Source organism: Lysobacter oryzae DSM 21044, assembly GCF_059568595.1.
Genome location: NZ_JCANTQ010000011.1, coordinates 393900 through 409080, shown reverse-complemented (window position 1 = coordinate 409080; position 15181 = coordinate 393900). Strand labels below are relative to the sequence as shown.

Sequence of the window (15181 nt, the reverse complement as noted above, 5' to 3'; positions counted from 1 at the left end):
CCCGGATCCGGTAGGAAAAGTCCGCTTCCGCCCTCATAACCGGGACTGGCTAAACTCAACGATTGCCTTCTCCCCCGCAGGCTCATGAACGAACTCATCCATCCCGCAGGCTTCCAGCTGGTCGCCCCGTACCAGCCTGCCGGCGACCAGCCGCAGGCGATCGACAAACTCGCGGCCGGGTTCGAAGACGGGCTGGCACACCAGACCCTGCTGGGGGTGACCGGCTCCGGCAAGACCTACACCATCGCCAACGTCATCCAGCGGGTGCAGAAGCCGACGATCGTGATGGCGCCGAACAAGACGCTGGCGGCGCAGCTGTACGGGGAATTCCGGGCGTTCTTCCCGCACAACGCGGTCGAGTATTTCGTCAGCTATTACGACTACTACCAGCCGGAAGCCTACGTCCCGTCCTCCGATACCTACATCGAAAAGGACAGCTCGGTGAACGAACACATCGAGCAGATGCGCCTGTCCGCGACCAAGGCACTGCTGGAACGCAAGGACGCGATCATCGTCTGCACGGTTTCGGCGATCTACGGACTGGGCGACCCCAACGAATACTTCAAGATGGTCCTGCACATGGTGCGCGGCGAGCGCATCGAGCAGCGGGAGCTGATCCGGCGGCTCACCGAGATGCAGTACACCCGCAACGACACCGAACTGCGCCGCGCCACCTACCGCGTCCGCGGCGAGGTGATCGACGTGCATCCGGCCGAAAGCGACTCAGAGGCGCTGCGCATCGAGCTGTTCGACGGCGAGATCGAGAACCTCACCATGTTCGACCCGCTGACCGGGGAAACGCTGCGCAAGCTGCCGCGTTACACGATCTATCCCGGGTCGCACTACGTCACCTCGCGCCGCACCGTCCTGGACGCGATCACCGCGATCAAGGAGGAACTGCGGGAGCGCCTCGAGCAGCTGTATGCCCAGAACAAGCTGGTGGAAGCCCAGCGCCTGGCCCAGCGCACCCAGTTCGACCTGGAGATGCTGGCCGAAGTGGGCTACTGCAACGGCATCGAGAACTACAGCCGCCACCTCACCGGGCACATGCCCGGCGAGCCGCCGCCGTGCCTGTTCGACTACCTGCCGCCCGACGCATTGCTGGTGGTGGACGAATCCCACGTCACCGTCCCGCAGGTCGGCGCCATGTACAAGGGCGACCGCTCGCGCAAGGAGACGCTCGTGGAATTCGGCTTCCGCCTGCCGTCGGCGCTGGACAACCGGCCGCTGAAGTTCGAGGAATGGGAGGGGCGCTCGCCGCGCGCGATCTTCGTGTCGGCGACGCCGGGCCCGTACGAGCTGCGGCATTCCGAAGGGCAGGTGACGGAGCTGGTCGTGCGCCCCACCGGCCTGGTCGATCCCGAAGTCGAGATCCGCCCGGTCGGCACCCAGGTCGACGACGTGCTGGGCGAGATCAACGCCCGCGTCGCGATGGGCGACCGCGTGCTGATCACCACCCTGACCAAGCGCATGGCCGAGAACCTGACCGAATACCTGGGCGAGCACGGCATCCGGGTTCGCTACCTGCATTCCGACGTGGATACCGTGGAACGCGTCGAGATCATCCGCGACCTGCGCAAGGGCGTGTTCGATGTCCTCGTGGGCATCAACCTGCTGCGCGAGGGCCTGGACATGCCGGAGGTTTCGCTGGTGGCGATCCTCGATGCCGACAAGGAAGGCTTCCTGCGCTCGACCGGCTCGCTGATCCAGACCATCGGCCGCGCCGCGCGCAACCTGCGCGGCAAGGCGATCCTTTACGCCGACCGGGTCACGAAATCGATGCAGGCCGCGATCGACGAAACCGACCGCCGCCGCCACCGGCAAGTCGAATTCAACGCGGAACACGGCATCACTCCGCGCTCGGTCGCCAAGCCCATCGTCGACATCATGGAAGGTGCGCGGGTCGATCCGGACGCCCTCAAGGCGAAGGGGCGGGCGCGCAAGGTCGCGGACGAAGCCGCCGAATACGCGGCCCTCAGCCCCTCCCAGTTCGCAGCCCGGATCAAGGCGCTGGAGCAGAAGATGTACAAGCACGCCCGCGACCTGGAGTTCGAGGAGGCCGCCGCCGTGCGCGACCAGTTGCGGCGGCTGCGGGAGGCCGGGTTCGCGGCCTGATCCCAGGCGGGAGCAGAGTTGTCCGCCAGCAGCCGGAAGGAGGCAAAAAGTCTTGCCGCGGAGGGAGCTGCCGGGCTACACTGCGCGCCCCTTGCAGCAGGGTTCCAGCGCTGCAATGGGCGGTTAGCTCAGCGGTAGAGCACTACCTTGACATGGTAGGGGTCACAGGTTCGAACCCTGTACCGCCCACCAATTTAATCAATGGGTTAGGTTGGAAATCCCGGTCCGTCCGGGAGTAGTACGACAAAAGTACGACAAGAGGGCTCCTTGCGAAAGGGGCCCTTTTTGTTTTTTCCGGCTGCATCCTTCCCGCCAATGACTCCGTGGGGATCAAGGCTGACGCCAAGGCGTGGCTGCTCCGGCCGTGACCGGTGACTTATGCCCGGCCTGCAGGGAGTTTGTCCTAGCCGAGAGCACGGCGACCGCTTCAGCGAACTGATCAGCCGGTTCCAGCGTCAGGTCAATTCCGCCTCCGTCGATCCAGGCTACATCGTCGTGTACGTAGGAAGCTCAACCTGGATCAACGGGAGGCTGCGGAACTCTTCGGCGGTGGGATCAACGCCTTCTCCCGCTACGAGAACGGTAAGACCAAGCCGCCGCTGGCACAGGTGAAGTTGCTGCGCATATTGGCTGTCACCCCGAACCGCTCGATGAGATCTACTAGTAGTATTCGGGGATGTTTCGAAGGCTCGGTTGCGGCTTGATTCGATCGCCTCATACGACGGCCGAGACAATTTGGGGAGAACAAACTTGACCAAAATTTCTTGTGTCGACCTGTTCTGCGGAGCAGGCGGCTTGACCCATGGCTTCATGTTGGAGGGGCTGCCTGTTGTCGCGGGCATTGATCTAGACCCCGCGTGCCGTTTTCCATACGAGGCTAACAATCAGGCCCGATTCGTCGAACGTGACATCAGCAAGGTCACCACGGCTGAACTGAAAGCGCTATTTGACGATGCCGATCTAACGATCCTCGCGGGCTGCGCCCCGTGCCAGCCCTTCTCGACCTACGCACAGCGCTATGAGCTGGACGGGGAGGATGGCAAGTGGGGCCTGCTCTATCAGTTCGCGCGTCTCGCCAAAGGCTCCACGCCGGACGTCATCACGATGGAAAACGTGCCGAGCGTTGCCAAACACGAGGTTTTCCACGACTTCGTGGATACGCTGAAGCGGCTCGGGTACAGGGTTTGGTTCGATGTTGTCGACAGCTCTCGTTATGGCGTCCCGCAGATGCGGCGGCGGATGGTGTTGCTCGCTTCCAAGCATGGCGACATTGAGATGGTCGCACCGACCCACGAGAAGCCTAAAACCGTGAAACAGGCCATCGGTCGCTTGCGCCCTCTCAGCGCCGGTGAGTCCGCGCCCAGAGACAAACTGCACGTTACCTCGACGCTGTCCGAAACGAATCTCAAACGGATTAAGGTCTCCAAGCCCGGTGGCACGTGGCGTGATTGGCCCAAGCATTTGATTGCCGATTGTCACCGCGCGGAAAGCGGACGCACATATCCAGGCGTCTATGGGCGCATGGAATGGGACAAGCCTGCGCCGACGATGACGACCCAGTGCTATGGGTTCGGAAACGGGCGTTTCGGTCACCCCGAACAGGACCGGGCTATCTCCCTGCGGGAAGCCGCGATCCTGCAGAGCTTTCCGCGCGACTACGCATTCATCCCGTCAGGTGGCGAAGTGAGTTTCAAGGTACTCGGACGGCTCATCGGCAACGCGGTTCCCGTCGACCTTGGCCGCGCCATCGCCCGCAGCATCACCCATCACCTAGCGTCGGTTGCGGCCCGGTGATGGACTGATGGGGGAGCGCCCGATGCCCCGACTCGTGCCTTCGTCATCCGACGCTAGTCGCCGCATGGCGAAAGTTCGGCAGAAAGGGACGGATGCGGAGGTGGCATTGCGGCAAGAGATGCATCGCATCGGGCTGCGCTACAGGATCGACTACGAGGTTCTGAGGAAGCCCCGCCGTGTCGCGGACGTGGCGTTCCCCGGTCGAAAGATCGCCATCTTCGTCGACGGCTGCTTCTGGCATGGTTGTCCCGAGCATGCCACCTGGCCTAAGCGGAACGCGGAGTTCTGGCGAGAGAAGATCGAAGCGAATCGGCGGCGGGACGCGGACACAAACGACCGTTTGCGATCGATGGGCTGGACGGTGCTCCGGTTCTGGTCGCACGAGTCACCGACCGAGGCTGCCAGAACCGTCGCGCACATGGTCGCCAAGGCCGATACGAAGCATCCCGCTTCGTCGCCCGGCGCAAACAAGAAGAACTGAAAAGGAAGATCGCCACCACATGCCCACCCAGAACGAACGGCAACCTCAGGCATATCGCGCTCGCCCCGAACCAGGGCAGCTCGTCGAGGTGCGTCGTCGTCAGTGGGTGGTGGCCGACGTAGATGCCGCTGGACTGGAAACCGGAACCCCCCAACATTGCGTGACGCTCTCGTCGATCGACGAGGACGGTCTCGGCGAGGAACTGGAAGTCGTCTGGGAGATCGAGCCGGGCGCTCAGGTCATCGAGCGCGCGGGTCTGCCTTCGGTCACGGGGCAGGATGATTCGGGGATGCTCGACGCCTTCCTCGACGCCGTGCGGTGGGGCGCAGCCACCAACGCCGATCGCGGGTTCCTCCAGGCTCCGTTCCGCAGCGGCGTCAGCATCGAGGACTTCCAACTCGATCCACTGGTGCGAGCCATCGACATGGCTCGCGTCAATTTGCTCATTGCCGATGACGTTGGCCTTGGCAAGACCATCGAAGCTGGTTTGGTCATTCAGGAGTTACTGCTGCGGCATCGCGCACGCACCGTCCTGATCGTTTGCCCCGCGTCGCTTCAAGAAAAATGGCGCGTCGAGATGCTGGAGAAGTTCGGCCTCGATTTTCGCGTGGTGGACACCGACTTCATCAAGCAGCTGCGGCGAGAGCGAGGGATCCACGCCAACCCCTGGACGTCCCATCCGCGCCTCATCACGTCGATGGATTGGGCCAAGGGCGGCGAAGGCTTACGCGCGATGCGCGACGTCATTCCTCCGCACGTCGGCCATCCCCGCAAGTTCGATCTGCTGGTCGTGGACGAAGCACACAACGTCGCTCCCTCTGCAGGCGCGCACTACGCACTGGAAAGCCAGCGCACGCGTTTTGTCCGCGCCATCGGCCCACACTTCCAGCATCGCCTGTTCCTGACCGCAACGCCCCACAACGGCTACACCGAATCGTTCACTTCGCTGTTGGAATTGCTCGACGACCAACGCTTCGCCCGCAACATTATCCCCGACGAGAAGCGGTTGAGCCAGGTGATGATTCGTCGCCTGAAGAGCGATCTGGTCGACGCACAGGGTAATCCGCTGTATGCCCGGCGCACCTTGCATGCACTAACGGTTCCGTACTCTGCGGAAGAACGCGAGATACATCGCAAGCTGAACGACTACTGCGCCAGCCGTGAGAAGGACGCCGAGAGGACCGGCACCGGCTTCGGAACGGCTTTCGTCAATCGGCTCCTCAAGAAGCGTCTGCTCTCGTCGCCTGCCGCGTTCGCGTCCACACTCGAAAAGCACGCCGCTTCAATGTCGGGCGCGGCTCCCGTCTCGAAGCCGGATGCCATGACCGAACGCATCCTACGCAAGGCCATCCTGAAGGTCGACGAGGACTACGCCGACGATCGTGAAGTCGAGAACGCCCAAGCCGAAGCCATTGAGGAAGCGACACGCCGTGCGCCGCCGCTGACGCCAGAGCAGCGCGCGATGCTGGACGATTTGAGGGCATGGGCACAGCGCGCCCGAAATCAGGCCGACTCCAAGGCCAAGGCCATCCTCGACTGGCTCACGGCCAACCTCAAGCCGGGCGGCCAGTGGAGCGACCGCCGGGTGATCCTGTTCACCGAGTACCGCACTACGCACCAGTGGATACATCAAATCCTCGCCAGCCACGATTTCGGCGGTGAACGCCTAGCCCAGCTCCATGGCGGACTCTCTCAAGAAGAGCGGGAACCGATCAAGGCGGCGTTCCAGGCATCACCACAAGATTCACCGGTACGCATCCTGCTCGCCACGGACGCTGCGTCCGAGGGCATCGACTTGCAGAACCACTGCAATTTGCTCATCCACTTGGAGATCCCCTACAACCCCAACGTGATGGAGCAGCGCAACGGTCGCATCGACCGCCACGGCCAACGCGAGAAGGAAGTGCTGATCTGGCATCCGGTCGATGGCGGCGACACCAACGATGCATCGGTTGGCGGCCACGGCGAGGACATCCTGCGCGCCTTGCGGAAGCTGGACTCGATGCGCGCCGACATGGGAAGCGTCAACCCGGTGATCGCGCCGCAGATGTCCGGCCTCATCGAAGGCTCGCTGAGGGACTTGGACACCCGCCTCGCCGAAGCTCGGATTGCCCGAGCCAAGAACTTTGTCCGTGCCGAACGCGAGTTGAAGGAGCGCGTCGCCAAGCTGCACGAGCGACTGCTCTCCACCCAGGAGGACTTCCATCTCACGCCCGACCACGTCCTGATGGCTGTAAAGACCGGTCTCGCGCTGGCGGGCCGTCCGCCGCTGGAACCCGTCGCACTGGCGGGCGTACCCTCGGGCAGCGTCTTCCGGATGCCCGCGCTGTCCGGGTCCTGGGCGCGCTGTCTGGAGGGGCTGCGCCACCCACACACTCAGCGGATACGACCCATCACCTTCGACCACGCCGTTGCCAGTGGCCGTGACGACGTCGTGCTTGTCCATTTGAACCATCGCTTGGTGCAGATGTGTCTGCGGCTGCTGCGTGCAGAGATCTGGGCGCAGGACGACGTGAAGAAATTGCATCGTGTCGCCGTCCGCACGGTCCCTGACGGACACATCGACGGCCCTGCCGTGATCGTCGTCTCGCGGCTGGTCGTAACCGGCGGCAACCACCATCGGCTGCACGAGGAACTCACGGTGTCGGGCGGCTACCTCCGCGACCAATCCTTCCGCCGCGAGGAAGGCGTCACCCGCATCCAGCAATGGCTGGATGAGGCGAAGCCCATCACCGCAGCCCCCTCCTTATTCGATGCACTTCGCACCCGCTTCGACCGCCAGCAGGAAGCCATCCTGAAAACCGTCGATGCCCGTTCGAAGGAACGTCTCCGCTTCCTGACCGGCACCCTCCAGACCCGCAAGCAACAGGAAATCGACGACATAGGCACCGTGCTCGACGAACTCGAACGGGCAATTTCGGCGGAGTTGAGCCGAGACAAGGAGCCGGAACAGAGGGACTTCTTCGAAAACGAACGAGAGCAGGTCAGGCGTGACTCCGCCGCGCTGGAGGCTCGCCTAGCGCGCATCCCAGACGAACGCCGAATGGAAACGCAGGCCATCGAAGCCCGCTACGCCAAGCTCGACGACCGCACCTTTCCGGTCGCCTTGATCTTCGTCATTCCCGAATCCGCCGGAGGCTCCGTATGAGCATCCGCGATGTCCACCACGACTGGCTCTCGCTCATCGAGATTTCCGGCCCGTTCCTCGCCGTTCCCGTCCTGAAGGAAGCCTTTCCCCAGGGGCTGGAAGAACTTGATGCAACCAAGCGCAAACGGCTGCGCCAAGCCTACGACGAATGGCGTGAGGCGTTGGAAACCGACGATCCCCGCTTCGCCGATCTGCACGCGGCGTGGATCGACGAGGTCTTGTCGCGCGGGCTGGAACTCGACGAGGATGGTCGGGGCGACGTGCTCAAGCGCAATGACTGGTGCGCCGCCCACCTGAACGTCGCTCTGCCCGAACACGGTGTGAGCCTGTCGCCGGACTTCGCCGTCGTCTGCAACGGCGACCAGCCACTGATGCTCGTCCACGCCTACGGGCCGGACGTTGATCTCGATGCCACCCAGAAGCTGGACGGTTGGGCCAGCACACCGGCGGAACGCATGGTGACGCTCTGCCGCGCTACGGGGTGCCGTCTCGGGCTGGTGACCAACGGCGAACGCTGGATGCTGGTCGATGCGCCAGTGGGCGCGGTCACTACCTTCGCCAGTTGGTATGCGCGGATCTGGGCGCAGGAGCCCATCACCCTCCAAGCTTTCGTCCACCTCTTGGGAATGCGGCGCTTCTTCGTCGATGAGTCGGAGCGACTACCCGTGCTGTTCGATCGCTCGCTGAAGTTCCAGGACGAAGTGACCGACGCCCTAGGCGAGCAGGTGCGGCGCGCGGTCGAAGTGCTCATCCAATCGCTCGACAAGGCCGATCAGGACCGCGACCGCGAGCTGCTGCGCGACGTGAAGGAATCCGAACTCTACGAAGCCGCGTTGACGGTGATGATGCGGCTGGTCTTCTTGCTTTCCGCCGAAGAGCGCGGTCTGCTGCTCTTGGGCGACGAACGCTACGAGGCCAATTACGCGCTCTCGACGATGCGCATGCAATTGCGCGCCGAATCCGACGAGATTCTGGAGCGCCGCTGGGATGCGTGGTCGCGCCTGCTGGCCGTCTTCCGCGCCGTGTACGGTGGCATCGAACACGAAAACCTGCGCCTGCCCGCGCTGGGCGGCTCTCTGTTCGATCCGGATCGCTTCCCTTTCCTCGAAGGCCGCGCCCGTGGTTCCGATTGGCGTACCGACGTCGCCGAGCCGCTGCCGATCGACAACCGCACCGTCTTGTTGCTGCTCGAAGCCATCCAGCAATTCCAAGGGCGCACGCTGTCGTATCGGGCGCTAGACGTCGAGCAGATCGGCTACGTCTATGAAGGTCTGCTGGAGCGCACTGTCAAGCGCACCGCCGAGTTCACGCTGGAACTCGATGCCACGAAGAGCGCCCAGTCGCCTTGGGTCACCCTAGCCGAACTCGAATCCGCCCGGCTAGGCGGTGTCGCTCGCTTGGCCGCACTGCTTCAGGAGCGTTCCGGCAGTTCCGCCAGTCGCGTGCGCAACGATCTGGCCCGTCCCGTGGACGATGCACTCGCCGATCGCGTGCTGACAGCCTGCCAAGGAGACACGGCGCTACGCGACCGCATCAAACCCTTCGCCCACTTGGTGCGCACCGATCCTTGGGGTTACCCGCTGATCTATCCCGCCGGAGCCTTCATCGTCACCACCGGCTCCGACCGCCGCGAGACCGGCACCCACTACACGCCGAAGTCGCTCACCGAGACCATCGTCGCCGAGACGCTCACGCCCATCGCCTACGTCGGCCCGGCACAGGGCACGCCGCGTGCGGACTGGGCGCTGAAATCGCCCGCCGAAGTGCTCGACCTGAAGGTCTGCGACCCGGCGATGGGTTCGGGCGCATTCCTCGTGCAAGCCTGCCGGTGGCTCGCCGACCGGCTGGTGGAAGCATGGGCGCAGGCCGAGGCCCGGGGTCACACCGTCGGCGTCGATGGGCGAGTGGCGGATGCCGACGCCAACGTCGAGGCGCTGCCGCGCGACACCGAGGCGCGCACCATCGTCGCCCGCCGCCTCATCGCCGAACGCTGCCTCTACGGCGTCGATCTGAACCCGCTGGCGGTCGAACTGGCCAAGCTCTCCATCTGGCTGGTGACGCTGGCCAAGGGCCGTCCCTTTGGCTTCCTCGACCACAACCTACGCTGCGGCGACAGCCTGCTCGGCATCCATCGGCTGGATCAGCTCACCCAGCTTTCGATGAACCCCACGGGTCAAGGCCAGCTACGCCTGTTCGGCCAGAACGTCGAGCAGGCCGTGCGCGAAGCCATCGAGCTACGCTCACGCCTGCGCGAGATGCCCATCCGCGACATCCGCGACGTGGAAGCGATGGCGCATCTGGACTCTGACGCGCGCCGCAGGCTCGAAGTGCCGGAAAGCATCGCCGACGCCTTCATCGGGGAGGTGTTCGCATCGGGCGGCAATGGCGCGGGGCTGGAGAACACGCTGGCCTCGTTGACCATCCAAGCCGGCCAGGCCATCGACGGCGACCGAGACCTGCTCGCCTCAATGCACCGGAGAGCGATCGCCGCGCTCTCGACCGATTTGCCAGGCGACAAGCCAGCCCGTCGGCCTTTCCATTGGCCACTGGAGTTTCCTGAGGTGTTCGCGCGGGAGCGCGCTGGCTTCGACGGCATGGTTGGCAATCCGCCCTTTCTGGGCGGGCAACGCATCACCGGCGTCGCGGGTACGGCTTTCCGCGACTGGTTGGTCTCGCACATCGCCGAAGGGCGGCGCGGTTCGGCGGATCTGGTCGCCTATTTCTTCCTGCGGGGTTGGAGCCTGCTGCGCGAAGGTGGCGGCTTCGGGCTTCTCGCGGTCAACACCATCGCCGAGGGCGACACGCGGCAGGTCGGGCTGGAAGCGATGGTCGGCGCAGGCGCCGTCATCCATGCCGCCTACCCGAACGAACCCTGGCCCGGAAAGGCGGCGGTCGTCACCAGTCGGGTACATGTCCACAAGGGTGAGTGGCGGGGCGAGCGGTCGCTGCTCGGGCGGCCAGCTCCCTTCATCTCGGCCTTCCTGTCCGATCGTGAGGAATGGAGTCCGAAGCGGCTGAAAGCCAACGAAGGCATCGCGTACCAAGGATCGATCGTGCTGGGCATGGGCTTTGTGCTGTCGCCAGATGAGGCGCGTCAAATGCTGGATGCCGATACAAGAAACGCGGAAGTGATCTTTCCGTACATCAACGGTGATGACCTCAATTCAGATCCAGGGCAGAAGCCGACCCGTTGGGTGATCAACTTCTGGGATTGGCCCGAGGAACGAGCACGGAGCTATCGATTGCCCTTTGAACGGGTTGAGGAGCGCGTTAAGCCAGAGCGAAGCAAGAACAAGCGAAAAGAGCGCCGTGAACGATGGTGGCATTTCGCCGAAAAGACACCGGCGCTATACCACGCCATCGGTCGTGGGCACAATTTCGAGCGTCACCCGGTGGACTGGAATCCGCACCACCATCAGCGGAAGGTACTCGCGTGCTCTCTGGTGTCGAAGTACCTCGCCTTCGCTACAGTCGATACGCAGTGGATTTATGCGCACAGGCTTGCCATTTTCGCCACAGAGTCGATGTCCGCCTTCGCCCTTCTTGCTTCATCGATCAATGACGCATGGGCACGCAAGAACTCGTCGTCTCTAGAAACGAGGCTCAACTACTCTCCGAGCGATGCCTTCGAGACACTGCCTCTGTGCAATCTCGCAGATACGAGCCTTGAAGAGGTGGGGAAAAGTTACGAGGCTGAGCGACGGCAGTGCTCGCGAGCGCTGGGAGTCGGTTTGACTGATATCTATAACCGTTTCCACGCCGCCAACGATCAAGCACTTGACCTTGTGAGGCTGCGCGAGCTTCACCGAGAAGTCGACCTCGCTCTTGCGCGCGCCTACGGCTGGGACGACCTCGAACTCGGTCATGACTTCCACGAAGTACCGTACCTGTCGGAGAACGACTGCGTTCGCTTCACCATCTCGGAGACGGCGCGCGTCGAAGTGCTGCGGCGGCTTTCGGCGTTGAACCGTCAGCGATACGAGGAAGAAGATGCGCAAGGTCTGCACGGCAGCGCCACGCCACGCACTTCGACACGTGCCTCGCGTGCCAGTCGCACCGCCAGCGGTGAACCCCCGCTCGACTTCAACGCCACCTCTGCCAACGAGGGGCAGTATCTCAAAGTCGCCGAGCCCCGCGCCGACTACCGATCAGGGCCAGCCCACGCCATCCTCAAATATCTGAGCGCCGGTCCCGGCTGGCACGCTAAGTCCGACGTCCTTGCCGCAACCGGCATCACGGACGGCCAGTGGAACGCCGCGATCGCCGACCTGATCGCGGGTGGCAAGGTCGAACGCCAGGGCGAGCGGCGTGGAACTCGATACCGATTGATCGAATAGCGGAGTGATACGTATGCCATGGAGTCCAGGACAACTCGTCCGCCATATCGATGACCCGGCCAAGATCGGCACGGTCACCGATCAGACCCGTGCGCGTGCATCCGGCTCTCAGCATCGAGTGAACTGGAATGGCCGCCTGGACTGGCATTACGAGGAGGAGTTAGTTGAGGCTGACGCGGGCGGTGATGATCCTCTGGAACTGATTCGTGAGGAGCGTTACGGACGAGTGGACGATCTTCGCCAATTGCTGACGCATATCCATCTGGCAGGGCGTCTGTCGAACGTCGTCTACGCCATGGGTCTGACCCAGACCGACTTCTACCCGCATCAATACAAGCCGTTGCTGACACTGCTGGATTCACCCGTCAACGGCCTGCTGATTGCGGACGAAGTGGGTCTAGGGAAAACGATCGAAGCGGGATTGATCTGGACTGAACTGCGCGCCCGCTACGACATGCGCCGGCTGTTGGTGGTGTGTCCCGCGATGCTTCGGGAGAAGTGGCGGTTCGAGCTTTCGTCACGCTTCGGTCTGGATGCTCGCATCGTCGATGCGGAAACGTTGCGTCAAGAACTGGATTCGGCAGAGCATCGGGAACGCGCATGGATTGTCAGCTACCAAGGCATCCGGGTTCCGAGTGATTGGGATTCGACCAAGAGCGATACGCCCAAGCGGTCGGTTCGCGCCCGACTTGCCGATTTGCTCTACTTCCATGCCGATCAAGAACCGCTGCTCGACTTGGTGATCTTCGATGAAGCGCACTACATGCGCAACGAAGAAACGGGCGCATGGCGGACGGGTAGCTTGCTTAGAGATGTCAGCACGCACCAATTGATGCTTTCGGCTACGCCGATCAATCTTGGCTCGGACGACTTGTTCAACGTATTGCGATTGCTCGACCCAGATCATTTCGAGCATCCAGATGATTTCCGAAACGTCGTCAACGCCAACCGCCCGGTGATTGCCGCGAGTGACGTCGTGCGTGATCCGGCGAGCGATGCCGACAAGATCATGGCGGCAATCCGCGAAATCGAGTCGTCACGATGGTTCGAGAGATCCGAGCGCGTCGATCGTTTGATTGAGGAAGCCGAGTCGATCAAGGACTGGACGAACGCCAGGCGCATCGACATCGCTGCCAAACTCGAACGGCTCAACTTGCTTGCGCACATCGTCAGCCGCACGCGCAAACGGGAAGTGCAGGCCGATCGGGTGTTGCGTGACCCGACCGTGTTCGAGGCGGAAATGTCGCCAGTGGAGGGGGAGCTTTATCAGGCGATCACCGAAGGAACGCGGGAGTATGCGCTGGCCAATGGCATCGAGCACGGCTTCTTGCTCTCCACGCCACAGCGGATGGTCGCGTCCTGTCCGGCTGCCTTGTTGCGGACTTGGCGCGACGACGAACTCGACGCCGATGCCATGGCGGCGGTGATGGACGAGGTCGACGAAGACGAGGAGAAGCTGGCCGAAAGGACATCGGGCCTCAAACGCTGGCTGGCTACCAGAACGCTGCCAAAGTTCGGGTTTTCCGATCTGAGCAGAAACGACTCGAAGTTCGCCGAGCTTTCCAAAGCATTCAAGCGATTCATGGCCGAGGACCGGGATTCCAAGGCGATCGTGTTCACTACCTTTCGCGGCACGGCACGCTATCTCGTCGAGCGACTTTCCGCCGAGAACGTGGAGGCCGGATTGTTGATGGGTGGCGCAGACTTCGACAAGGAAGCCGTGATCTCTGCTTTCCGCGAGGATCGGAATTGCCGTGTATTGGTCTGCACGGACGTCGCTGCCGAGGGCGTGGATTTGCAGTTCTGCCGTCTCGTCGTCAACTACGATCTGCCATGGAACCCGATGCGCATCGAGCAGCGGATTGGGCGCATTGATCGCATCGGGCAACTGTCCAAGCGCATCTTGGTGTGGAACTTCGTTCACAAGGACACTATCGATGCGCTCATTCTTGGGAGATTGGCCAAGCGCATCGGTGTTTTCGAGAGCACCCTGGGGGAAACGGAGGAAATCATCGGTCAAGTCAGAAAGCTCGAAGACGTTTTATTGTCGAAACATCTGACCGTCGAAGAAGAAGCGCGCTTGATCGAGGAAGTGGCGCTGGCGATCGAGAATGCCAAGCGCAAACAGGAGGAACTGGAGCGAGAGGCGATCCAACTGGTGGCTCACGGTCAGCAGTTGCTGGGGCAGATCGAAGCGGCACGCGGCGATGGAAAGATTGTCACCCGTCATGATTTGATCCGATACGTCGATGGCTGCCTCCGGAACGTTCCCGGTTGTCGGCTCGGGGCGGCACATGGTGATCCCGACACGTTCGACATCGGCTTGAGTCCCGGCTTTGCTGCGGAGTTGGATGAGTTCGTGAGGCGGGAGAATCTGGTCGGGAAGACTGGTCTTGCTTCTGGCCAGACGAAGCGTTGTCGTTTCACCGACAGGATCACCGACAAGCCCAAACCCGGCGAGGAGATCGTTCATCGCTTCCACCCGATCGTTCGCTTCCTGTCGCGCAAGGCCGAAGGGGGCGGGGATCCCTTTCCGCTCTACGCGGCCAGAGTTGCCACCGAAGGCGTCGACGTGGGTCAATATGCGCTGATGACCCGATTGGCAAGTTTTTCCGGCGTGAAGGAGGAGGAGCATCTATTGGTCGCCGCCATACCGCTCGACCGTGAGCCGCCCCTCGACGATCGGTTGGCGGAAGCCTTGCTCGACTCGGTCAGGAAATCGGGCGACGACTGGCCGACGGTGGCGGTCGATGTCGCTCCGGAAGCAGGGGTGACCGCCGCAGAGCGATGCGAGGAACTGCTGAGGGATCGGTACAAGGCGATCAAGGATGAAAAATGGCGCGAGAACCGAGACCGCACCGACGTGCTTTCGCAGCTACTGGACGACCACATTCGCAAGAAACGTGAGGGCTTCGAGAAGCGGATCAGTAGCCACGAATACTATGCATCGCAGTATGGAAGTAGCCCGGATGGCAAACGACGCAAGGGTTTGGCGAATGCGGAGCGCAAGAAGATGGAAGATTTTCTGGCCCGAATGGAAACCCGCCGAGCGACGCTGGCACGCAAGAGCCAAGCCTTTTCAGCTGAAACGCGCGATATCTGCGTCTTGCTTGTGGATGTGGTGCCTGCGGGAGGTCGTCCTTGAAGGGCTGGAAAGAGCAACTGAGAGATCTCAAAACCGAGTTGCGCGAGTCGGGACGTGGTAAAGAGCGAGGTGATGAGCCACCCAAGATTGATTTCGAGCCACCACCGTCTTGGCTGGCCGGGGACCGTTCGATCCCGAAGAGCCAGCCTGCCCGAGATCCC

General features: G+C 62.6%; 7 protein-coding genes and 1 tRNA gene. All 8 read left to right on the top strand.

Features of this window, described 5'->3' with window-relative positions:
- Window positions 1–84: 84 nt before the first annotated feature.
- The 8 genes from uvrB (at window position 85) to drmD (BP05_RS10205) (ending at window position 15020) form a co-directional block, all read left to right on the top strand.
- Window positions 85–2115, top strand: a complete 2031-nt coding sequence (uvrB, locus tag BP05_RS10240; protein WP_496363024.1) for an excinuclease ABC subunit UvrB — start codon at window positions 85–87, stop codon at window positions 2113–2115.
- Window positions 2116–2232: 117 nt separating this feature from the next.
- Window positions 2233–2307: transfer RNA gene (locus BP05_RS10235), tRNA-Val, on the top strand.
- Window positions 2308–2630: 323 nt separating this feature from the next.
- Window positions 2631–2819, top strand: a complete 189-nt coding sequence (locus tag BP05_RS10230; RefSeq protein ID WP_496363162.1) for a type II toxin-antitoxin system MqsA family antitoxin — start codon at window positions 2631–2633, stop codon at window positions 2817–2819.
- 46 nt (window positions 2820–2865) lie between these two features.
- Entirely contained in the window at window positions 2866–3909 is a 1044-nt protein-coding gene (locus BP05_RS10225) for a DNA cytosine methyltransferase (protein WP_496363022.1), read from the top strand.
- Window positions 3910–3931: 22 nt separating this feature from the next.
- Entirely contained in the window at window positions 3932–4390 is a 459-nt protein-coding gene (locus BP05_RS10220; RefSeq protein WP_496363020.1) for a very short patch repair endonuclease, read from the top strand.
- 19 nt (window positions 4391–4409) lie between these two features.
- Entirely contained in the window at window positions 4410–7538 is a 3129-nt protein-coding gene (drmD, locus tag BP05_RS10215; RefSeq protein WP_496363018.1) for a DISARM system SNF2-like helicase DrmD, read from the top strand.
- Window positions 7535–11875: an Eco57I restriction-modification methylase domain-containing protein gene (locus BP05_RS10210; RefSeq protein ID WP_496363016.1), complete on the top strand. Its 4341-nt coding sequence runs from the start codon at window positions 7535–7537 to the stop codon at window positions 11873–11875. The genes drmD (BP05_RS10215) and BP05_RS10210 overlap by 4 nt, the downstream gene beginning before the upstream one ends.
- Before the next feature lie 13 nt (window positions 11876–11888).
- Entirely contained in the window at window positions 11889–15020 is a 3132-nt protein-coding gene (gene drmD, locus BP05_RS10205; protein ID WP_496363014.1) for a DISARM system SNF2-like helicase DrmD, read from the top strand.
- Window positions 15021–15181: the final 161 nt, after the last annotated feature.